The organism is Pseudomonas sp. LG1E9 (assembly GCF_003290225.1).
GTDB lineage: Bacteria > Pseudomonadota > Gammaproteobacteria > Pseudomonadales > Pseudomonadaceae > Aquipseudomonas > Aquipseudomonas cyclaminis.
In genome coordinates this window covers 3,423,868-3,445,450 of the sequence record NZ_CP029983.1, presented here as the reverse complement: position 1 = coordinate 3,445,450, position 21,583 = coordinate 3,423,868, and the positions used below count along the sequence as shown (strand labels likewise).

At 60.5% G+C, this 21,583-nt stretch carries 18 protein-coding genes; 13 read left to right on the top strand and 5 right to left on the bottom strand.

Features of this window, described 5'->3' with window-relative positions; all coding sequences use genetic code 11:
- Nucleotides 1-77 precede the first annotated feature (77 nt).
- Nucleotides 78-1,703, bottom strand: coding sequence for a methyl-accepting chemotaxis protein (locus DNK50_RS15890; protein ID WP_112195043.1), 1,626 nt, complete (start codon nt 1,701-1,703; stop codon nt 78-80).
- Nucleotides 1,704-1,935: 232 nt separating this feature from the next.
- Here DNK50_RS15890 and DNK50_RS15885 point away from each other — a divergent pair, with 232 nt between their 5' ends.
- Genes DNK50_RS15885 through DNK50_RS15875 form a run of 3 tightly spaced genes read left to right on the top strand, consistent with a single transcriptional unit; the run spans nt 1,936 to nt 4,413 of the window.
- Nucleotides 1,936-3,363 (top strand): nucleobase:cation symporter-2 family protein, encoded by a 1,428-nt coding sequence (locus DNK50_RS15885; protein WP_112195041.1) that lies wholly within the window; start codon nt 1,936-1,938, stop codon nt 3,361-3,363.
- Nucleotides 3,364-3,375: 12 nt separating this feature from the next.
- Entirely contained in the window at nt 3,376-3,837 is a 462-nt protein-coding gene (locus DNK50_RS15880; RefSeq protein WP_112195039.1) for an LEA type 2 family protein, read from the top strand.
- 18 nt (nt 3,838-3,855) lie between these two features.
- On the top strand, nt 3,856-4,413 hold the full coding sequence (locus tag DNK50_RS15875) for a GNAT family N-acetyltransferase (RefSeq protein WP_099585220.1): 558 nt from the start codon (nt 3,856-3,858) through the stop codon (nt 4,411-4,413).
- Nucleotides 4,414-4,483: 70 nt separating this feature from the next.
- Here DNK50_RS15875 and DNK50_RS15870 read toward each other — a convergent pair whose 3' ends face one another.
- A complete protein-coding gene (locus tag DNK50_RS15870) occupies nt 4,484-5,410 on the bottom strand; it encodes a carbon-nitrogen hydrolase family protein (protein ID WP_099585221.1) in 927 nt (308 codons plus the stop codon).
- A 91-nt stretch (nt 5,411-5,501) separates the two neighbouring features.
- Here DNK50_RS15870 and DNK50_RS15865 point away from each other — a divergent pair, with 91 nt between their 5' ends.
- The gene (locus DNK50_RS15865; protein ID WP_112195037.1) at nt 5,502-6,422 is read left to right on the top strand and encodes a LysR family transcriptional regulator; all 921 of its coding nucleotides are present in this window, start codon (nt 5,502-5,504) and stop codon (nt 6,420-6,422) included.
- On the opposite strand, the gene DNK50_RS15860 is transcribed toward DNK50_RS15865, so the two are convergent.
- Nucleotides 6,394-6,648, bottom strand: a complete 255-nt coding sequence (locus tag DNK50_RS15860) for a hypothetical protein (protein ID WP_099585223.1) — start codon at nt 6,646-6,648, stop codon at nt 6,394-6,396. The genes DNK50_RS15865 and DNK50_RS15860 overlap by 29 nt on opposite strands.
- Before the next feature lie 163 nt (nt 6,649-6,811).
- On the opposite strand from DNK50_RS15860, the gene DNK50_RS15855 reads away from it, so the two are divergent.
- Nucleotides 6,812-7,132: a YqjD family protein gene (locus DNK50_RS15855; protein ID WP_099585224.1), complete on the top strand. Its 321-nt coding sequence runs from the start codon at nt 6,812-6,814 to the stop codon at nt 7,130-7,132.
- 118 nt (nt 7,133-7,250) lie between these two features.
- Here the strand turns inward: DNK50_RS15855 and DNK50_RS15850 are convergent, their stop codons facing one another.
- Nucleotides 7,251-8,288 (bottom strand): Ldh family oxidoreductase, encoded by a 1,038-nt coding sequence (locus DNK50_RS15850; RefSeq protein WP_112195035.1) that lies wholly within the window; start codon nt 8,286-8,288, stop codon nt 7,251-7,253.
- Nucleotides 8,289-8,467: 179 nt separating this feature from the next.
- Here DNK50_RS15850 and DNK50_RS15845 point away from each other — a divergent pair, with 179 nt between their 5' ends.
- From DNK50_RS15845 to DNK50_RS15810, 8 genes are all read left to right on the top strand, one after another.
- On the top strand, nt 8,468-13,606 hold the full coding sequence (locus DNK50_RS15845) for a dermonecrotic toxin domain-containing protein (protein WP_112195033.1): 5,139 nt from the start codon (nt 8,468-8,470) through the stop codon (nt 13,604-13,606).
- A 133-nt stretch (nt 13,607-13,739) separates the two neighbouring features.
- Complete coding sequence (locus DNK50_RS15840; RefSeq protein ID WP_099585227.1) at nt 13,740-14,735, top strand: FecR family protein; 996 nt, start codon at nt 13,740-13,742, stop codon at nt 14,733-14,735.
- 327 nt (nt 14,736-15,062) lie between these two features.
- Entirely contained in the window at nt 15,063-15,512 is a 450-nt protein-coding gene (locus tag DNK50_RS15835; protein WP_099585228.1) for a hypothetical protein, read from the top strand.
- On the top strand, nt 15,512-16,060 hold the full coding sequence (locus DNK50_RS15830) for an adhesin (RefSeq protein ID WP_112195031.1): 549 nt from the start codon (nt 15,512-15,514) through the stop codon (nt 16,058-16,060). The genes DNK50_RS15835 and DNK50_RS15830 overlap by 1 nt, the downstream gene beginning before the upstream one ends.
- 67 nt (nt 16,061-16,127) lie before the next feature.
- Nucleotides 16,128-16,874 (top strand): hypothetical protein, encoded by a 747-nt coding sequence (locus tag DNK50_RS15825; RefSeq protein ID WP_099585230.1) that lies wholly within the window; start codon nt 16,128-16,130, stop codon nt 16,872-16,874.
- Nucleotides 16,875-16,937: 63 nt separating this feature from the next.
- Nucleotides 16,938-17,618, top strand: coding sequence for a C39 family peptidase (locus DNK50_RS15820; RefSeq protein WP_099585231.1), 681 nt, complete (start codon nt 16,938-16,940; stop codon nt 17,616-17,618).
- 38 nt (nt 17,619-17,656) lie between these two features.
- The gene (locus DNK50_RS15815; protein ID WP_099585232.1) at nt 17,657-18,400 is read left to right on the top strand and encodes a hypothetical protein; all 744 of its coding nucleotides are present in this window, start codon (nt 17,657-17,659) and stop codon (nt 18,398-18,400) included.
- A gap of 49 nt (nt 18,401-18,449) precedes the next feature.
- Nucleotides 18,450-19,757, top strand: a complete 1,308-nt coding sequence (locus DNK50_RS15810) for an autotransporter outer membrane beta-barrel domain-containing protein (protein ID WP_099585233.1) — start codon at nt 18,450-18,452, stop codon at nt 19,755-19,757.
- Nucleotides 19,758-20,113: 356 nt separating this feature from the next.
- Here DNK50_RS15810 and DNK50_RS15800 read toward each other — a convergent pair whose 3' ends face one another.
- On the bottom strand, nt 20,114-21,436 hold the full coding sequence (locus DNK50_RS15800; protein WP_112195029.1) for a sigma-54 dependent transcriptional regulator: 1,323 nt from the start codon (nt 21,434-21,436) through the stop codon (nt 20,114-20,116).
- Between the last annotated feature and the right edge of the window lie 147 nt (nt 21,437-21,583).

The following is a 21,583-nucleotide window of genomic DNA, read 5'->3' as shown; positions in this document are numbered from 1 at the left end:
ACAAAACCAAATGTGGGAGGGGCGGTGCGACGATTCGACTTGCCCCCTCCCACATTTTGATTGCATTGCAAAGTGAATCAAATTACAAACCTGGCCACCATCCCATTCAAATCCACCGCCAGGCGCGACAGCTCATGGCTGGCCGCGCTGGTCTGGTTGGCGCCCGCCGCCGACTGGGTGGCCAGGTCGCGGATATTCACCAGGTTGCGGTCCACCTCGCGGGACACCTGGGCCTGTTCTTCCGAGGCGCTGGCGATGACCAGATTGCGCTCGTTGATCAGGCTGATGGACTGGGTGATCTGCTCCAGCGCCACACCGGCGGCGCGCGCCATTTCCAGGGTGTTCTGGGTGCGCTGATTGCTTTGCTGCATGGATTGCACGGCTTCGCCGGTGCCGTTCTGGATGCCGGCGACCATTTTTTCGATCTCCTGAGTCGACTGTGCGGTGCGATGGGCCAGGGCGCGCACCTCATCCGCCACCACCGCGAAACCGCGCCCCGCTTCACCGGCACGGGCCGCTTCAATGGCGGCGTTGAGCGCCAGCAGGTTGGTCTGCTCGGCGATCGCACGGATCACGTCAAGCACCTTGCCGATATCGCGGCCCTGGGTGGCCAGGCCTTCGATCATCGCGGCGGTGTTCTGCACGTCCTGGGTCATGGTCTGGATCGCACCAACGGTTTCCACCACCCGGTCGCGACCTTCGCGTGCGGCCTGGTTGGACTGGCTGGACGCCTCGGAAGTGGACACGGCGTTGCGCGCCACTTCTTCCACCGCTGCGGTCATCTCGTTGACGGCGGTGGCGGCCTGATCGATTTCATTGTTCTGTTGCTGCAAGCCTTTGGAGGCTTCTTCGGTGACCGCACTGAGTTCCTCGGCGGCGGACGCCAGTTGCGTGGCCGAGCCGGCGATGTGCTGGATGGTCTGACGCAGGTTGGCCTGCATGGCAGCCAGGGCGCCGATCAAACGGGCCGGTTCGTCGTTGCCGTCGTCTGCGATGGTGGTGCTGAGGTTGCCGGCGGCGATGGTTTCGGCCACGGCCACGGCTTTGCGCAACGGCGTGACGATGCTGCGGGTCAGCAGCCAGGCCAGCAACACCGTGAGCAAGGCGGCGGCGACCGAGACTACGATTACGCCGGTGATCGCGCTGTCGTAGCCGTGCCCGGCTTCAGCGTCGGCAGCCTTGGCATCCGCGGCATTGATGGCGATCAATTTGTTCAGTTGCTCGCCCATCTGGTCGGTGCCGTCCTTGATGCGGCTGTTGATCAGCGCACGCATCTCATCGACTTTGCCTTGCCTGGACAGGGTAAGCATGTCGGCCTGGGCCTTTAAGTAGTTGTCCAACGTGGCGCCAAACGTCTTGTACAACGCCGCCTCTTCCGGCCCGGCAGGCAACGTGGCGTAACCGGCCTGGGCTGTCTTGACCTTGTCGGTCAGCACACCGATGCGGGTTTCAGCTTCCTGCAACGCGGCAGGATCGCGATTGACCAGTACGCGAAACGACAGGATGCGCATGCGCAGCACGTTTTCCGTGATCGTGCCCAAGTACGTCACGCTGGGCAGCTGGTTGGCACTCATGGCCACCGACGCCTCGCGGATCAGCGTCATGCGGTTGACCGCAAACACGCCGAGAACAACCACTAACAACGCGATAAACGCGAAACCGAGAGAAGCACGAGGGGCGATATTCAGGTGACGGAGGGACATAGACGAGACTCTCTGGAGTAGTGTTTGCGCGCATCCTTGCCGCGAAACGATCCGCCGGCGTCAACGCACCGCTCAGACCTCGGCCCACTGTTGTTATTGATCGGTGGGCCTATACACGTTATCGGCTGAGTGCAGGGTTTTACGCAGGGCACTCATAAATATTTTTTTACACTTCTGACGATCGACCGTTTCTGGCATCCTGCGCCTCCATTTTCTGACCCGAGCCCGCATTTTGTCTGACGCTCAAGCCCCCCGCCCGCGCTATAAATCCGACCTGATCTACGGCCTGGAAGATCGCCCGCACTTCACTGCGGCGATCTTTGCCGCGTTGCAGCATGTCTTGGCGAGTTTTGTCGGCATCATCACCCCGACCCTGATCGTCGGAGGTGTGCTCGGGCTGGAAAGCGAAGTGCCGTACCTGGTGAGCATGGCACTGTTTGTGTCGGGGCTCGGCACCTTTGTACAGGCGCGTAAGTTCGGCCCGATAGGTTCGGGGCTGCTGTGCCTGCAAGGCACCAGTTTTTCGTTTATCAGCGTGATCCTCAGTGCAGGCTTCATGGTCAAGGCCCGTGGCGGCGGCACCGATGAAATCCTCTCGACGATCTTTGGCATCTGCTTTTTCGCGGCGTTTATCGAGGTGGTGCTCAGCCAGTTCATCGGCAAGCTGCGCAAGCTGATCACCCCGGTGGTGACCGGCACCATCATTACCTTGATGGGCTTGTCGCTGATCAAGGTGGCGGTCACCGACATGGCGGGCGGCTTTGGCGCCAGCGACCTGGGGGCCGCAAGCAATATGGGCCTGGCGGCACTGGTGCTGGTGACCATCGTGGTGCTCAACCGCTTCAACAACCCGTTCCTGCGCCTGGGTTCGATCGTGATCGGCTTGACCCTGGGTTTTGTGGTGGCGTGGTGGATGGGCCGCGTCGACCTGGCCGCCCTGCCCCACGTGCCTTTGATCAGCGTGCCGGTGCCGTTCAAGTACGGTTTCTCGTTCGACTGGGTGGCGTTTATCCCGGTAGCGGTGATCTTCCTGATTTCGCCGTTGGAAGCGGCCGGTGACCTGACCGCCAATTCGATGATTTCCCAGCAGCCAGTCAAAGGCCCGCTGTATATCAAGCGCATCAAGTCCGGCCTGCTGGCCGACGGCCTCAACTCGGCGATGGCCGCCACGTTCAACAGCCTGCCGATGGTGACCTTCGCCCAGAACAACGGCGTGATCCAGCTGACCGGCGTGGCCAGCCGCTACGTGGCGTACTTCATCGCGGGTTTGCTGGTGCTGCTGGGGCTGTTCCCGATGATCGGCGCGGTGCTGCAACTGATGCCCAAGCCGGTGCTGGGGGGCGCGACCCTGATCATGTTCGGCACGGTGGCCGTGGCCGGCATCAAGATCCTCGCCGAAGCCGGGCTGCACCGGCGCAATGTGCTGATCGTGGCCATCTCCCTCGGCATGGGCCTGGGCGTCGCCGCCGTGCCGGAAGTGCTGCGTGACCTGCCCAAGGCCCTGCACAACATCTTCGAGTCGCCGATTACCGTGGGCGCGTTCTGTGCCATCCTGCTGAACATTTTCCTGCCGGAAGAGTTCATAGCACTGCAAGAAGATGAATTTGATCCGGAGTCCTCTACCCTCAAAGTGATGCAGGACCCGGACGTCACGAAATAGGAGCACCTTTGTATGCGCAAGCTCATGGTTCTATCACTGTTGCTGCTGACCTTGAGCGCCTGCGCGCTGTTCCCCAACCGCGACCCGGTCAACATCACGGTGGTGGGCATCGAGCCCCTGCAAAGCCAGGAACTGGAAGTGCGCTTCGTGGTGAAACTGCGGGTGCAAAACCCCAATGAAACAGCGATCGACTACAACGGCGTGGCCCTGGACCTGGAGGTCAATGGCCGACCGTTAGCCTCCGGCGTGAGCGATCAGGCCGGCAGCATTCCACGCTTTTCGGAGACGGTGCTGAGGGTACCGGTCAGTGTTTCGGCGTTCTCTGTGTTGCGCCAAACCCTGGGCTTGAGCCAAACCCAGAGCTTGAACAATTTGCCTTATGTACTGCGCGGCAAACTCGCGGGCGGGTTGTTTGGCACGATGCGGTTTGTGGATCGCGGTACCCTGGACCTGCCTAACACTGCCACTTGGTAAACATGGAGTTCCTGCAACATGGATGCGCTGCCCACCCTTTATACCGAACGCCTGATCCTGCGCCCGCTGACGCTGGACGATGCCGACGCGGTCCAACAGCACTTTCCCCACTGGGAGGTGGTGCGTTACCTCAACGCCCTCGTGCCCTGGCCCTACCCAGTCGACGGCGCCCTCTCCTATCTGCAAAACGTGGCTTTGCCTGCAATGGTTCGGGGCGAGGAATGGCATTGGTCAATCCGCCTCAAAACCGCGCCTGAGCAACTGATCGGCAATGTCAGCCTGATGGATGAAGTGGATAACAACCGTGGTTTCTGGCTGGCGCTACCGTGGCAGGGCCATGGGCTGATGACCGAAGCCAGTGCGGCGGTGACCGACTATTGGTTCACCGTGCTGCAGCGCCCGCTGATGCGTGTGCCCAAGGCCGCACCCAACCTGGGGTCGCGGCGGATTTCCGAGCGTACGGGGATGCGGCTGATCAGGACGGATGAGGGGCAGTTTGTCGAAGGCACCTTCCTACGGGATATCTGGGAGATGACCCGCGAGGAGTGGTTGGAATCCCAAGCCCACAAACGCTGAGGGCGCCCTCTTACACTCAAACCGTGTGAAGCCGGCTTATCAAGCCGGCCTCCAGCATGTCGACCCGGTTTCAATCGGTGATATAGCGCACGCCTGGCTTGGCGCGTTCATCTACCGTCAGCTCAAACACATCCGGGCGGGCATAGTGCCCCACCACGTCATAGTCATACCGCGCCTTCACCAGGTCATCGGTATCGATCTGCGCCGTCAATAGCCCCGCGCCACCCAGCAATGGCCCGGCGAGAATATCGCCCATGGGGCCGACAATCACACTGCCGCCCGCAATCAACGGGCGGTCTGCTGGCCAGTTGGCAACCTCCAGCCCCAACGTGTGGGGCGATGCCTGCACCTGGCACGCGCTCACCACAAAACAGCGTCCTTCGTGGGCCACGTGGCGCATGCTCACTTGCCACATGTCGCGTTCGTCCACCGTTGGCGCGCACCACACCTCGACTCCCTTGGCGTACATCGCCGTGCGCAGCAGCGGCATCATGTTTTCCCAGCACACGGCGCCGCCGATCCGCCCGACTGCCGTGTCGATCACCGGCAAGGTCGAGCCATCGCCCTTGCCCCAGATCAGGCGCTCAGTGCCGGTGGGCATCAGTTTGCGGTGCTTGGCCACCAGGCCGCCCGTTGGCTCGATGTACAACACGGTGCAGTACAACGTGCTGCCACTGCGCTCGATCACGCCAAGCACCAAGCTGGCCCCGGTGCGCGCCGACAGGCCGGCCAGCGCCTCGGTCTCGACGCCAGGCACATCAATGGCGTTGGCAAAGTAACGGGCAAAGGCTTCGCGCCCCTCGGGCAGGCGGTAGCCCAGTTGCGTGCCGAAGCCTTCGCCTTTGGGATAACCGCCGAGCAGCGCCTCGGGCATGACCACCAGTTGCGCGCCGCTGCGGGTGATCTCGTCCTCGTAGCCGAGGATTTGCTCAAGGGTTTGGGCCTTGCCGCCCGGCAATGAGCCAATTTGCAAAGCCGCTACAGTGGAAACAGGCATCACGATCACTCCGAATAAGGGGGGTTGCCCATTCTCCGGCCAGCCGTGATCATGAATAAAGCCCACCTCAGCACTGAATGATATGAGCCAAATGAATATCGCCCAGGTCGACTTGAACCTGCTGAAAACCTTCGAAGCCCTGCATGACGAATCCAGCGCCAGCCGCGCAGCGTTGCGCCTGGGTGTTACGCAATCGGCCATCAGCGCGGGCTTGCGCCGCTTGCGCGAGGTCTACGGCGACCCGTTGTTCGTGCGCACCGGCCGAGGCCTGGCGCCGACGCTGCGGGCCAACCAATTGAAGCCGGTGATCAGTGAGGCGCTGGAGCGCTGCCGGCAAAGCCTGGCCATGGTCAACCCGGACAATCCGCATTATCAGGGGCGCTCCGTGGTGCTGGGGCTGTCCGACGACTTTGAAATTGCCTACGGCCGCCGCTTGATGCAGGAGATCGCCCGACGTTTACCGAAACTGCGTGTGATTTTTCGTCAGACCCACAGCCAGATCGTCGCTGACGCCCTGCTCGACCGCACACTCGACCTGGCAGTTACCGCCGGCGGGTTTGCGCAGAACCGCTTGAGTCGGCAGGTGTTGGCAGAAGGTGATTACCGCTGTCTGGTGGACCCCAACAGTCTCGCGCCGCAACAGGTGAGCATCAGCCTGGACGAGTTCGTCGCCCGTGAGCATGTGCTGGTCTCGTCCGGCGGGTTTATCGGCATCACCGACGAGGGGTTGGCAGCGCAAGGGCTGAGTCGCCAAGTGTGTGCGTCGACCAGCCACTTTGCCGCGCTGCCGTTTTTGCTCAAGGGCGGCCACGCGGTGGCAACCATTCCGGGGCATGCGGCACAGGCGATTGCCGAGATGACCGGCTTGCGCGTATTGCCCTGCCCGCTGGCACTGCCGCGTTACCCGGTGGAACTGGGCTGGCGCACCCAGGCCCAGTTGGATCCGATGCTGCTCAAAGTACGCGAAGCGATTGCCGCCAGCTTTACTTCGCCGCCGCCATCAACTTGTTGACTTCGCTGCGCACCATGCCGGAAAACTCCGGCGGCGACATGCCATCAAGCTCTGCGCGAACCCACTCGGCCCACTTGCCCTTGCGCTTGGCACGCTCGCCAAACAACCGCGCCGCTTCGCCCTTGGCCTTGCCCAGGTTGGTTTGCCACAGGTCGTAGAGGCGGGACTTTTCATCTTCCAGCTCGGCGCGTTCGGCGAGGGTCTTGTTGGCGAGATTGAAGCTCATGTTGAATTACCTGCTGCACAAATAGGCGACATCTTACACTGTAGGTCGAAATTTCCTGATTCGGATTTTGCTCAAGAGCACGCCACGGCAAAAAAACTGCAACTTTTGCCATCACGCGATACTCCATTGTTCACTGTCACATTCACTCGCAAGGAGTCACCCAATGGCCCGCAAAACTGCTGCCCAAGCCGTCGAAGACCAAATCAAGGATCAAGCCTTCAGCGAACTCACCGCGCTGATCGAAGAGTCGGACAAATTGCTCAAAAGCAGCGCTGCCCTGGTGGGCGAAGAAGGCGAAACCCTGCGCGAGCAAGTCGCAATCAAACTCAAGCAAGCCTTGGACTCGGTGTCCAGCGTGCGCGAGCGCAGCAAGCCGGTGGTGGATGCCACGGAGACCTACATCGGTGGCCACCCGTGGCAGACCGTGGCGATTTCCGCGGGCTTTGGCCTGGTAGTGGGCCTGTTGCTGGGTCGTCGTAACTGATCGAGCCCGATACACATCAGGTTCGAGTAGCAGCTGTCGAGCCTTGGCGAGGCTGCGTAGCGGACGTATTGACACCCCGCAATCTGCGGGGCCGCCAACGCAGCCTGACAGCCTCTGCTCAGTCCATCACCAACGTTTGCAATTGCGCCAAGTCCTGAGCCTGTAGCTCAATTCCCGCCTCCAACGACCTCGCCCGTGTGCGATGCCGTCGATCACCGGGCAACCGTCGCAACCCCGCCGCATGCATCTGCCGCACCAGTTCCTGGCTGCGCTCGGCAAAATTCTGCCCCGCGGTTTTGCTCGGGTCGATCACGATCAGCAACTGCCCGGTCCACGGCGTACGCGCCCCCGGATGATCAGCCCAATTGAATTCAAAGGAGAAGTTGCCGCCAGTCAACGCCGCCGCCAGCAGCTCGACCATCATCGACAATGCCGAGCCTTTGTGGCCGCCAAACGGTAGCAACGCGCCGCCTTCAAGCACGGCTTTAGGGTCGGTGGTGGGTTGGCCGAGGCTGTCGACGCCCATGCCCGGCGGTAATCGCTCGCCTTTGCGCGCGGCGATCTGCACGTCGCCGTGGGCAATGGCGCTGGTGGCCAGGTCGAACACAATCGGGGCACCGTCGGCACGCGGCGCGGCAAAGGCGATGGGGTTGGTGCCGAACAACGGCCGGTCGGCGCCATGGGGCACCACGCAGGTCATGCTGTTGACCACACTCAGCGCCACCAAGCCCTCTTCGGCGAAGGGTTCGACGTCTGGCCACAGGGCCGCGAAGTGGTGGGAGTTATGGATCGCCATCAATGCGATGCCGGCACTGCGCGCCTTCTCGACCAGCAGCCCTCGCGCCACAGCCAGGGCTGGCTGGGCGAACCCATTGCACGCATCGACGCGCACAAAGCCGGACGCCACGTCAGTGACCACAGGCACAGCCTTGCCGTTGACCCAACCGCTGGCCAGGGTGCTGAGGTAACCAGGGATGCGGAAGACCCCGTGGCTATGGGCGCCGTCGCGCTCGGCGCTGGCGCAATTGTGCGCCAGGATCGCTGCAACCTCGGGTGAGGTGCCGTGCTTGATAAACACCGCGTGCAACAACCCCACCAGGTCGTTGAACTCAATCAAGGCAGTGGCATGTTCAACTATCGGGGACTGGGCAGACATCTGTAGCTCCGATTTTATAATTGGAAGAGACAACAACAATCCAGACCGTCGATTAAACAACGCCTGCCGTGCCTGCTGTCAACGGCTGCTTGCGAACCCACCCAGTTATGTACCGCCAAGCACTCTGTGGCAGCCCCTACCTTGAGGGCTTACTACCCGCCACGTTGGAGACGCGTACCATGGCGCACATCACCCCGCCGTACTTTCTCGATGAATTCCTGCGTCCGGTAAGGCGCAAAACCCCCACGCAGCGTGAGCGCGCGCTGGGGCTTACCGTCAAGGACCTCGATTGGCTGTTCACGCTGTACGGCGCCAACGACGCTGCACGCCAGAACCCGGCCATGCACAGCTACCCGATGCGGGTGGAACGCTTGTTGCTCAACCCCGCGGGGCAATCCGCCATTGCTCTGGCCGGCGCATTTATGATGAGCCCGACCCCTGACGATAACAAAGCCGTGCTCTACACCCCTTATGGCGGCCTGGAGCTGTTCGAGAGCCGCGCCTTCCTGCTCAGTGAATTGCAGGAGCGCCTCACGCAACCCGAGCAGCGCGTCGATTTGCTGCGGTTTCTGGCGATCAGCGAGCGTGATCTACTGCCGGTGACGGCACGCCCTGCCGTGACCGCTGAAGTCATCCTGGGCGCGGTGATGCACGACCAGGAGCAGGCCATCCTGGCCGCGCAACAGAAAAACGTCGCGTGGATGCTCGACGAGTTGCGCAAACTGCCCAACCTGCACAGCATGCTCGACACCTTGCTCGGCATCATGGCGCGGTCCTATTTTCCAGGCCTGAACCAGGCGGATACCCGGGTAAACTTCTTCAGCCTCGCCTCGGCCGGGGAGAACAGCCGCTGGGTCGCCTCAGACCCTCTGCGCGACGTGCTGTTGCGGTTCTATGTCAATCAAGCCTGGCCAACGGATCAAACCCACACGTTTTTCAACTCCAAGCATGACACCCGCGCTTTTACCCAGGAGCAACTGATCCAGGACCAGCGACGCTGGGACAGCGTGGTCGAACAAACCAGCGGTATTCTCGCGAAGTTACTCGGCAGCCTGCTGCAAACCTATTGGAACGAAGATATCAACGCGGGCAATTCACGCCTGAAGCTGTTTGCCGAGGTGATGAGTGAAAAATTTCGCGCCGACCTGCTGTTCAAGCACCAGGACGAGATCCTGTCCACTGAGGAAAGCCAATCGCTGCGAGCCGTGCTCCTCCCGAACCAGGCCGCCAGGACCGAATCTGCCCGCCACCTGCGCATAGAAAAGGTGCAGGTTCACGCGCCCTATCACCACTATGTCGAGCTGGCCAGTACGCTGATGATCAGCAACTCTCACGCGTATCTCTATACCCAAACCCGCGGCCTGCAGGTCCTCAAGGACCTCGATGATCTCAACGCCACGCTGCTGGCCATGCTCAAGGCCGCAGGGCATGAGGACGAACTGCTCAACTTCCTGTCGCTGGACGAACGCAGTCTGTTTATTGGCATGAACCAGATCCAGGTCACCGGACAGCCTATCGCCGGTAACGTATTCCAGGACATGCTCGACGGCATCGTCGCCAAGCAGCTAAGTAACCTGGAACATGCGCTGGGGCTCTATCGACGCAGCGCCAGCGACATTGACCTGGCGGCGCTGCTCGACCATGCACTGGATGTGCGCACCATGCTCGACAGTCGCTTGCTGGAGCAGGATGCCGGTGGGCGCTGGACGGTGCACCCCGTCAACCTGGGCAATGGCCGCCCCACCACCGTGCGGGCGGAGCAGGCCAAACGCAAACTGCAGACCTTGCTGTCCATCGAGGACGCAATGGCCTTGAAGCGCAAGCAGTACATAACACTGAGCGAGCTTGCGGCCCACGCGCTGGAGGTCGTGTTGACCAAAAAGCATTTGGACCTCAAACCCGCCGAGGTCTTCATCAACACCTACGCCACAGCGGCGCAGGAGCGTGAGTTACGATTGCCGCAGACCTCTACCAGTATGGTCGCGCACTTCATCAAACGCGTGGCCCACAAAGCCTCCGCCCTGAAGAGTTCCCCCCACACCTGGTTCTACGGCCCCCGCCGCGAAGGCAGCGCCAACAAACTGAACAACCTGACGGTCGATAGCTTCAATGCTGTGATTGATCAGGCCATGAAGACGTTCACCCAGCACGACCTTCGCCAATTGCCGCACCAACTGCTGGAAAACAACCAGGCGCACCTTAGCTACGCGATGTTACAGGGCTTGAGCGGCGAGGCTGAACTGAGCCGGCTGTACAAGAGCTTGTCACCGGGCAATCTTGCCCTGCTGGCCAGCGTGCTCAACCCTGACAGTCTGCGCAGCCGCCAGCACCGCCATGGGCTGAACGGTTTTCTGCCGGATGCCTTTGGCCTGACCCTGAATCTGGGTGCCACTCTTCAGCCCCAACCCCTGGCCAATTGTTTTGTACTGACCGAACGGGGCGGCCTGGACCCCGTTCATTCCGGGGCCGCATTGCTGTGGACGCCGCGTTGCGGTTTTGAGGCCTTTGCGTCGATCAGGGCCTTGCGCGAAGCGCTGGAACAACGTTTGCAGGATCCTCTGAACCGTTTGTACCTGATAGAGAACCTGGCGGTGTCCAGGCGGCTACCCCATCAAACCTATCGGCTCGGGCCGCTGCAACGTATTGATGATCATGTGCTGAACAATCGCCAACAGACCTACAGTGATCTGGTACGGGACGAAATTGACCATCTGCTTTTGATGAATCTGGGCGCAAAACGCTTTCAGGAGTGTATGGACGCGCTGATCCGCCGAGCACCGCCGTCCAACCTCCCCAGGGCGATCAGCATGGCGCGCGCTATGATCCGCCAGCAGGAATTGCCGGTCTGGCTGGGCCTCGCCCGGCCCGACGAGCAAATTCTGCAGGCCGAACTGCTCGAACAGTACCGCCTCGCCGCGCTGGACGAGCGCGACTACCTTCACAGCATCACGCCTATGCGCGAACACGCGGTGAGCAGCCTCTCGACTCTGCTGGCTAAGCGGTTCCCAGGGCAATTGGTCAACCCTGACAACATACTGATCGCCGGCCGTATCGGCCTTGACGGCAACGCGCTGAGCCTGACGGACTTCGCCCTAAAGCACTTGCCTGAACTGCGCGCCGACGAAATCCGGCTACGATCGCGCACCGCAATGCCACTGCCCGACACACTCGATGGCAACGCCATAGAGCAATTGGTTCGACAGCTCGACCTGAAAAGCCATTTTCAACAACAGCTGACCACTCACCTCAAAGGCCAGAGCGAGGACACCCGCAAACGCCGGCACTTGTTCTGCCGGCAGCTGCCGTGGCAAATCCTGCAATACGCCCACCAACTGAAACTGGACGAGCGACTGTCCGCATCGGCCTGGGGCTTCATCGCGCAAGTCTTTGATATGCCCGATGGCGTGGCACGCGCCGCCGTGAGGGGTGTGACGGCAATCATTCGCCCCCTGGAATTGATCGCCACCGCTGGCGCAGCAAAGGCCAAGGCGCTGGGCTGCTACCTGATCGGTCCTGAGGCCGGTGCTTCAGGTCCGTCGGTCCTGTATGCGCCTTGCAGCGCCACACATTTATTGAAGGAGTACGCCAATGAAGCCGCGCTCCTCAATGAGTTCACCAGCCCTGGAGCCCTGCAGGAGTGGGTCGTCGGCCAGTTGCAGGCGCCGCATCAAGCCACGTATCGCAATTTGCTGCGCCAACGCTGGGGCCGCAAGCCTTCGGACATCCATCTGGGCGCGTCCCCGATCACGGGCAACCTGCTTGAGCAACTGTTCAAAGACAACATCGAGCAGCTGTTGCAGATGCTCGATCGCCAGTTCACCCCGTCGGGCAAGACCCAGTGGGATGCGGTCACCAGCCTGCTGACCAAAGGGATCCACAACAGCCTGCAATTTCTGCCGGGTAAACTGGCCTACCCAATGGTGGTGTGGCGCAGCTACAAACTGTTCCTCGCCTCCGCAGAAAACCTGCAGCAGCACCGCTGGCAAAACGCGCTCAGAACCTTTGCCGGCGGGGTGGCCGAGTTGGCCTCGTTGCGCAAGGGGCTGGATGCGCTCTTCCCGCCGGCCTCGCCTGCCCAGGAAAGCACCACCCTGGAGCAACGCCCCCCGGCGGCGGCCAGCCTGGCCGAGCTGGGTCTGACGGCGCCGGGGCGTACACAACTGAACGCGTTTGAAGCGCGTGACGTAGCGCTGGTTGACCTGGAAAAAAGCGCGCAGACCCACGTTTACGCGGACAAAACCAACACCCGCCACTTCGTGCCGTTGGCGGGAAAAGTCTATCCGGTGAAAAAAGCCGGTGAGCACTGGTGCCTGAGCCAGGCCGAGCAACAGGGTCCCTACGTACAGTCCAATGCGCAGGGTGAGTGGACGCTGGACCTCGACCGCCACCACCCGCGCTACGGCAAAACCCTGAGTCGCTACTCATACAACTTTTTCAACCGCATGGCGGTACGAGAGGCCATCAATATTGAAGCAGTGGGCATACGGGCGATCGCTGCGTTATCCAGTTGGAAAGCGCAGTGCATTAATGAGGCGCTCAATGTCGCGACGTATTATGCCGTCACCGCCAAACGCAATCTCCTCCACTTCGCGACGCTGCGCGCTCCCGGCAGCCGGCTCGGGCGTTTTTTCAGTGAGTTGTTCGGCATTGTCACGCTGACGTCCGAACAGTTGCAGAGAGTCGAGCGGCGGGTCGACGAGGTACTTGATGAGTTGACTAACCACACGCTCATCGGCCCCGACTCCATGCGGTTTGTCAGCGGCACCCATCGCCTCGACCGCCATACCAACTTTGCCTTTGTACTGCCCGATGACGCGGACCACAAAATCTACCTGCTGGACCGTTTCTTCGACCCGCCCATGGACATCTACCAGAACCGCTTGACCACGCCGTTCAACCTCTCGGCCCATGCACGGGCAACCACGCTGATTCACGAGATAACCCACATCAAGTCCTTGACCGAAGACTTGGCTTACCTGGACAGCATGCGACCGTTCCCGGACCTGATAAACGTCAACATCAGCGGGTCCAGCGCCATGAAGACCGACTTGACCGACTTGCGTGAAAACGCGCTGTCCCTTTCGACCCCCATCTCGATGCTCTTTCGGACCTGGGACGCCTTTACCCAGGAGTGGCAGGACTTCAGCAGCGACAACAAGAAAAAAGTGCTGAGCAGCACCGGATGCAGAACCCTTGAAGATGCCCGCACAGTCTTCATGAGCAACAGCGACAAGCGCATAGACACCATCCTGGCCAACGCCGATTCCGTGACCTGCATGATCACTGAACTGGGGCGTGTACTGGATGAAGGCGCCTGAGCGGCGCGGGGGTCATACGAACATTTTCGGGCACGCCCAAACGAGAATGGCTTCCAATTGATGTGCAATCGCCATGATGGCTGTTCTCGCGGTCCACCCTGGGGGTTAGAATGTGGGAAATCAGGATGAGTTAATGAGCGAAAAGTCCCTTTCAGAAGCCGAATATGACGCCATCACCGAGGCCGCCGCGCATTGGTGCATGCGCCTGCACGCGGGTGATTGCACCCCGGCGGAGCGTCAGGCTTTTTCGCACTGGCACGATAGCCACCCGCTGCACGCGTTTGAATACGCGGCGATGCTGGAAATCTGGGACGTCGCCGACCACCTGCCCCGCACCGAACCTATCGCCTGCGTGGTGCCGTTCAAACCTCGCAGTCGACTGCGTACTTACGCCGTAGCCGCTGCGATCTGCCTGGGCGCACTGCCCCTGGCCGCGTTCACCGGTTGGGAAGCGGGTTGGCTGCCCAGCGCCTACGAACGTTTCGAAGCCAGCAATGGTTTACGCCAGGTGACGCTGGGAGACGGCAGCCAGGTGGAGTTGAACCTGGGCACTGAGCTGGTCTACAGCAATTACAAAGACCAGCGTCGGGTCACGCTGAAAAAAGGCGAGGCATTTTTCAAGGTCACCCATGACAGCACCCATCCGTTCATCGTGCGTGCCGGCGAAGGCCAGGTGCAGGTGACGGGCACCCAGTTCAACGTCTGGAAGTATGGCGATCAGGTGCGCGTGATGCTGCTCGAAGGCTCGGTACAGATTGCCAGCGACCAGCAGCACGGCAGCGTTCCCCTGACGCCGGGCATGCAGGCCAGCTATCAACACGGCGATGCCACGCCACGGGTAACGACGATCAATCCAAACGACACCGCCCTGGCCTGGCGCCAGGGCAAGCTGATCCTCGACAACCTGGCCCTGGCCGATGCGCTGCCATTGATCAACCGCTACCTGAACAAACCGGTGATGCTGGCGGATGCCAGCACCGGGGCAATTCGTATCGGCGGCATCTACAACATCAATGAGGTTCACAACCTCATCCCGTCCCTGCCCAAGGTTTTGCCGGTCTACCTGACCCAGAACCAGGATGGCAACCCCGTGCTCAACTCCATCCCGCGTCAATCCCCCAAAGGCTGAGCCTTAGCCACGCACCTGGGCTTTTTCGCGCCTGCTGTGTCCATTTTTGAAACACACGCCTGCTCTGCATCGCCCGTACTGGGCGTATTCATCGATTTGTCATGTGCAGTGTTTCACCGCTGATACAGCTGGGTGAATCGTTTGTGGTACGGCCGCGCGCGCGTGCCTTGGCCGTAGGTGTATCAGCCCTGAAACAGCACTGACATCACTTTGCCCTCGAATAACGTCAACCCATTGAAAAACAACGCAATATAAAAAGCGGCACGGCTTCTGCTCTATCCCTTACAGCGCTGTTTAGGGTCAGCGCGAAGAATAAGGAATGCCGCCGTGATCACACTCACTCAAGGTTCGATGAACGTACTGCTGATCAGCTGTGTACTCAGCGTCGGCATCAGTGTTCCCAGCTTTGCAGGTGACGGCGTGATCGTGACAGGGCGCAACGTGCAGGCTCATATGTACGGCCGCGCCGCCTTCGGTAAAGACCCCTACCCCACCACCGCCAACGCCAATCCCAGCCGCGACATCATCAATGCCACTGGCGAGCTCAGTGATATGGATATCGGCGGAATCAGCAGCGGCTCCAGCATCGTTGGCGCTATCCCGACGAACAACACGCTGACTGGCCTGCATGCCACGCAAAACAGCATGTCCACCCTGGGGGCTGGCTCTGCCGCCGGCCACGGTGCGGGCAGCAGCATGGGTGGGCAGATCAGTGATTCGATCCAGCGCGGCATGGCGCCGCTGAACAACATCGGCAGCATGATGGGGGGCAAATAATGAACCGTTCCCTGCTCGTGCTCGCCCTGCTGGCCAGCGCCCCGGTCTTTGCCGATGACACCGCGGTGATCAACAACAGCGGCCAACACTACGAAGGCGTGGTGTCGATCAACCAGGCGGCGGGTAATCAGCAACAAATGTCCAACAGCCGCGCCATTGCGCTCGGTGGCCAGGCCACCAACGTCAACCTCCAGCGCCTGGACGGCAGCGTCGACCGGTCCCTGAATGCCAAAGCGGCGATCCAGGGCACCTCTTTCACCAGCGGCAACGGTGTACTGGGCATCAACCAGTCGGCCGGGGCCAATAACCAATCAATCAACGCCGTGCGGATCAGCATCAACCCTGGCCCGCAAAGCATTGATGACAGCGTCCTGTTGCAACAGAACACGACGCAGTTGACCGACTCAGGACTCACCCCCACCACTGGCAGCCGCCAAGTCGCCACCAGCGACCAGGCCTTCACAGGCAGCCGAGGAGTGATTCAGGTGAACCAGAGTGCCGGGGTGGGGAACCGAGTGGCTAACACCCTAGGCATCACTATCAAGTAACTGCTTGGTAGCACTAGTCAGACCGTACCAACACTTAACCAACTAATTAGAAGCAAGGAGAAACACCATGAAACCTCAAATGGCTCTGAAACCAATGGTTTTCGCTCTCGCCGCACTCATGGCTGCTGCTGCTCAAGCAGGTGGTGGCTGGCACCCTGCGCCTCAACCAACCGGCGTGGTTGCCTCTGTCGTGACCGACGTGCAAAACAGCGCGGGCAACCGGTTTGACGACACCAACACCGAAAACAACGCTTCTGCCGATGGCTCGGTAAACAGCAACAGCGGTAATACCGGTGTTAACGTCCAGTCGGGCAGTGGTAACCAGGCAGACAACTCCGGCGCGATCTCCAGTGCCAAAGGCGACTTTGCAACCGTATTCGCGGTCGTCGATGTGAATCAAAACAGCTTGCTGAATACCTACAGCAACAAAGGCACCCAAAACAACGCCTCCCTGGACAACTCGGTTAACGGTAACTCCGGCAACGTGGGTTACAACGGTCAGGCCGGTCAAGGCAACCAGGGTAAAAACAACCTGGCAATCACCACTGCTGACGGCAAAAACATCGCTGCAGCCGCCAACACCGAGCAAAACTCGCTCGGCAACAGCTACCTCAACACCGCTGCAACCAGCCACGGCTATGGCCATGGCGGCAAGGCCCAATACGTGTCCAACAACTCCAGCCTCGACAACTCGGTTAACCGCAACTCCGGCAACGTGGGTGTGAACCTGCAATCCGGTGCCGGCAACCAAGGCAGCAACAGCCTGTCGATCGGTCAAGGTTGCACTGTCTGCGCCAGCGGCGTGCGCTTCTGATCCAACGGGGCCTTGGCAACAAGGCCCCTTTTTTTATTCCAGTGTCCAACAGGTCAGTCGATCATGCGCCTCGCGACCCTCACCCTCCTGATGTTACTCACCGGCCCTGCGTGGGCAGGCACCATGGCCATCTCAGCCATGCCTGGCGGTGCAGTGATCTTCAAGAAGGTCGAGAGTATCCGCGAACGCCGCTTCGCCAACCTGGTGGAACAGAAAACCGATTTCAGCTGCGGTGCTGCGGCACTTGCCACCATCCTGCGCCAGGCCTATTGGCTGGACGTCGACGAAGATCACATCATCAAAGGCATGCTGGTCACTGCTGACCAGGACCTGGTGCGTACCCAGGGCTTTTCCATGCTGGACATGAAGCGCTACCTCGAAAGCATCGGCATGCGTGCCCGGGGCTACAAGATTGGGGCCGACACCTTGGTCACCGTCAAAATCCCTGTGGTGGTACTGCTGGAAATTCGCGGCTACAAGCACTTCGTGGTGATGCAGCGCGCCGACAAGAACTGGGTCTACATAGGCGACCCGGTACTGGGCCATAAACGCTACTCGCACGACGATTTCGTCAAGGGCTGGAATGGCATCGTGTTTGCCGTGCTGGGCGAGGGTTACGACAAGGCCAATGTCTTGCTCGACCCGCCTACCCCGCTGACCGCCAAGAACCAGTTGAATGAGTTCAGGCCCGTAGGCGATGCCGAGCTGATGGATTTCGGTTTTATCCAGAGCGACTTCTTCTAAGAAGCGCAATAAGGGGCAGGATGCTCCAGGAGCAGAAGATGAACACTTCCCGTTGGCTGACGGTCATGTGTCTGGCAGCCTCAATGCCCGCTTATGCTTCATCGGGGTTCAAACCCATCGAACTCAAGGATTCGGAAATGGCCGACCTGCGCGGCCGTTACGTGATGCCGGGGCGAATCATCAGCTTCGGCATTGTCATGAGCAGCACCTGGACCAACGCCGTGGGTGACACCATCACCGGCAAGGCCAACATGCAGGTCGACTCGTCGACCATCACCCCACAATTCTACGTACAGACCACCGGCTCGACCGGCAACGGTACCAACCCGAACACCGGTACTGGCACGGTCACAGGCGGCGCCGGCCTGGGCAGTGGCCAAGGCGTCACCCAGAGCGTGCGCACCGCGGGCGATGGCAACACCGCCTACAACAACGTGGGCATCACCGTCGAGAATGGCTTTGCACCTTCCAACATCGTGCAATCGGGGCAAGTGTTGGTTGCCGGTGGCACGGTGACCGGGGACAGCGCAGCAGGCCGGGTCAGTGTGTCGGCCAACAACGGCGGCCTGCAGATGGCGATCCAGGCCAACCATAACCAGGGCAACAGTGTGCAGCAGATCGGCAGCGGCACGGTGCTGCAAGGCACGGTTTTGACCGGCAACACCAACTTCGTCAACAACATGACCCAGCTCAATGTGGTGATGAACAACAACGGTTTGAACAACGGCGCGCTGAACTGCAATCTGGACCAACTCAAAGGCCTACGTACCCTCGGTTATTGAACTACGCTGACCCTCGTCACTTACGCATTGGAAAAGGACGGCTTACTTCATGCATCGATCGTTATCGCTCCGCGCGGTAGTCTGTTTAAGTACGCTCTTGCCTGCATCCGTTCTGTATGCCGCGCCAGATGCCGATATCGAAACGCTCAAACAGGAGCTTCTGGAACTCAAGCAGCGGTATGACGTTCAGCAAAAAGCCTTGGCGGTCCTGGAACAACGGGTACGCCAGGTCGAAGATCAGCCGGCGGCACCGGCGCCCAAACGCCTGGCCAAATCCCCGGCAGACTTTCAGAAAGCCAGCGGCGCCACCGTCGCAGGCACGGGCGCCGCAGCAGCGTCCGGCGGCGCGGGCGGCGGCGGCGGCAGCTCCTATGGCCAGTCCCTCAAGGACGACTCGGCACCTGCGCAAAGTGTGAGCAACCTCTATAACGAAGCCAGCGGCTTTTTTGGCAATGGCAAGTTCAGCTTTGAAACCGGCATTACCTATGCCCGATATGACGCTCGCCAATTGACCCTTAACGGCTTCCTGGCGCTGGACTCGATTTTCCTCGGTAACATCAACCTGGACCGGATCAAGTCCGACAACTGGACCCTGGACCTGACCGGGCGCTACAACCTCGATAACCGCTGGCAGTTCGACGTGAACGTCCCCGTGGTGTACCGCGACTCCACCTACCAGTCAGCCGGCGCCGGCAACAACGGCACCGCGACCTCGGAAGCCTCGGTCACTCGCGACCCGACCATCGGCGACGTCAACTTCGGTGTGGCGTACAAGTTCCTCGACGAAACCCCCAACCTGCCAGACGCCGTGGTGTCGGTGCGGGTCAAGGCGCCTACGGGTAAAGAGCCGTTTGGTATCAAGCTGGTCAATACACCCGGCAACGACAACCTGTTCGTGCCGGAAAGCCTGCCTACGGGCAACGGCGTCTGGTCGGTCACGCCGGGGATCTCGCTGGTCAAGACCTTCGACCCGGCGGTGTTGTTCGGCTCGCTGTCCTACACCCACAACTTCGAAGATTCGTTTGATGACATCAGCAGTGACGTCAACCAGAAGGTCGGCGGCAAGGTCAGCCTGGGCGACAGCTTCCAATTTGGCGTCGGCGTGGCCTTTGCCCTCAACGAGAAGATGAGTATGTCGTTCTCGGTGTCGGACCTGGTGCAACGCAAGAGTCGGCTCAAGCCCAATGGCGGGGACTGGCAGTCGGTGGTATCCAGTGATGCGAACGCAGGGTACTTCAACGTGGGGATGACGATTGCGGCGTCGGATAATTTGACCATCGTGCCGAACCTGGCGATTGGGATGACGGATGATGCGCCGGACTTTACGTTTAGCCTGAAGTTTCCGTATTACTTCTAGGGCGTTTGAGGAATCTGTTGAGCCGCTCTTGATCTTGCTTTAGATCTTGACCTTGATCTTGATCTTAAGCGCCCCGTTAACCACGCTGGCCTCACTCCGGCTTGAATCCGTGGGCCGCCGCAATGGGCCATCCATGGCCCAGTGCGGCTAACCCGGCGTCCTGCCGGGTTACCCACGGATTCAAGCCTGCGTTCGGCCAGCGTGTTTGACGGGGCGCCTGATCAAGATCAAGAGCCAAATCAAGAGCCAAATCAAGAGCAAAGGCCTCAGCCAGAGCAGCGCCAGCGCAGCAGCGCAATAAAAGGAAAAGCCCCGCAACGATAAGGGTCGTTACGGGGCTTTTCGGTTTACCCGCCCTAGCGGATCTGGTGTTTGTGCAGCAACCGGTAGAACGTTGGCCGGGAAATTCCCAGGACGCGGGCCGCGACGCTCAGGTTGTCGCTGTGCCGGTTGAGCACATCGCACAGCGCCTGGCGTTCGGCGCGGTGCTTGTAGTCTTCCAGTGTAGACAGGGGTGGCGAAATTGCCTGTTCGCTGATCAATCCCAGATCAACGGCTTCGATCTGCCGTCCTTCGGCGAGTACCAGGCCACGGCGCACGCGGTTGGCCAATTCGCGCACGTTGCCAGGCCACGGGTGCTTGCCCATGGCGACCAGCGCGTCTTCGCTGAAACTGCGTGGGCGACGGCCGGTTTCCTGGCTGTAAAAGCGCGCGAAGTGGTTGGCGAGCATCGCGACGTCGCCATGGCGCTCGCGCAGCGGCGCGGTGATGACTTGCAACACGTTGAGTCGGTAGTACAAGTCTTCACGGAAGCGGCCCTGGGCCACGGCGGCCTCAAGGTCGACGTGGGTCGCGGCCAACACCCGCACGTCCACGGGGATGGGTTGGCTGCCGCCGACGCGCTCGACCTGTTTTTCCTGGAGAAACCGCAGCAGGTTGGCTTGCAGTTCCATGGGTAGATCGCCGATTTCATCAAGGAACAAGGTGCCGCCGTTCGCCGCTTCGATGCGACCGACCTTGCGCTGATGGGCGCCGGTGAACGCGCCTTTTTCATGGCCGAACAATTCGGATTGGATCAGGTGTTCCGGGATCGCGCCGCAGTTGATCGCGACAAAGGGCTTGGCATGGCGCTGGGACTGGCGATGCAGGGTCTTGGCCACCAGTTCCTTGCCGGTGCCACTGTCGCCCCGGATCAATACCGGGGATTCGGTGGGCGCCAGTTTGGAGAGGAGTTTGCGCAACTCACGAATCGGTCGGCTGTCACCGAGCAGTTCATGCCCCTCATCCACCGGGGTGTTGCCCTTGCCGCGCAAGCGCGCCATGCCGAATGCACGCCCCAAGGTGACTTGGACCCGAGACACGTCAAACGGCAAGGTATGAAAGTCAAAAAACCATTCGCAGACAAAATCACCGACATTCTGCAAGCGCAGGACGTCCTGGCTAAGCACTGCGATCCACTCGGTGCCGCTGCGGCCAATCAGCTCCTTGACCGCTTCCGGACGTTCCAGGTGATAGGGCTGCAAGCGCAGCAAACCCACGTCACAAGACCGGTCGCCTACCGCCTCCAACGCACAGCTGTCCACCTCCCAACCGGCGGTGCGCAAACCGGGCAATAGCCCATGGCAGTCATCACACGGGTCGACCACGAGCAAGCGGCGTTGCGCAGGTGTAACAACCATGACTATTCCTTGGCGTCAAAATTGTTGGTTAGTGGCGACAAAGTTATTTATAAACAATAGCTTGTGACGTCCAGCGCTAACACTAGCAAAATCTTGACACAACCCTTGTACCATTTCGCTATAAGTGCGAGCAAAAAGCCAGCATCT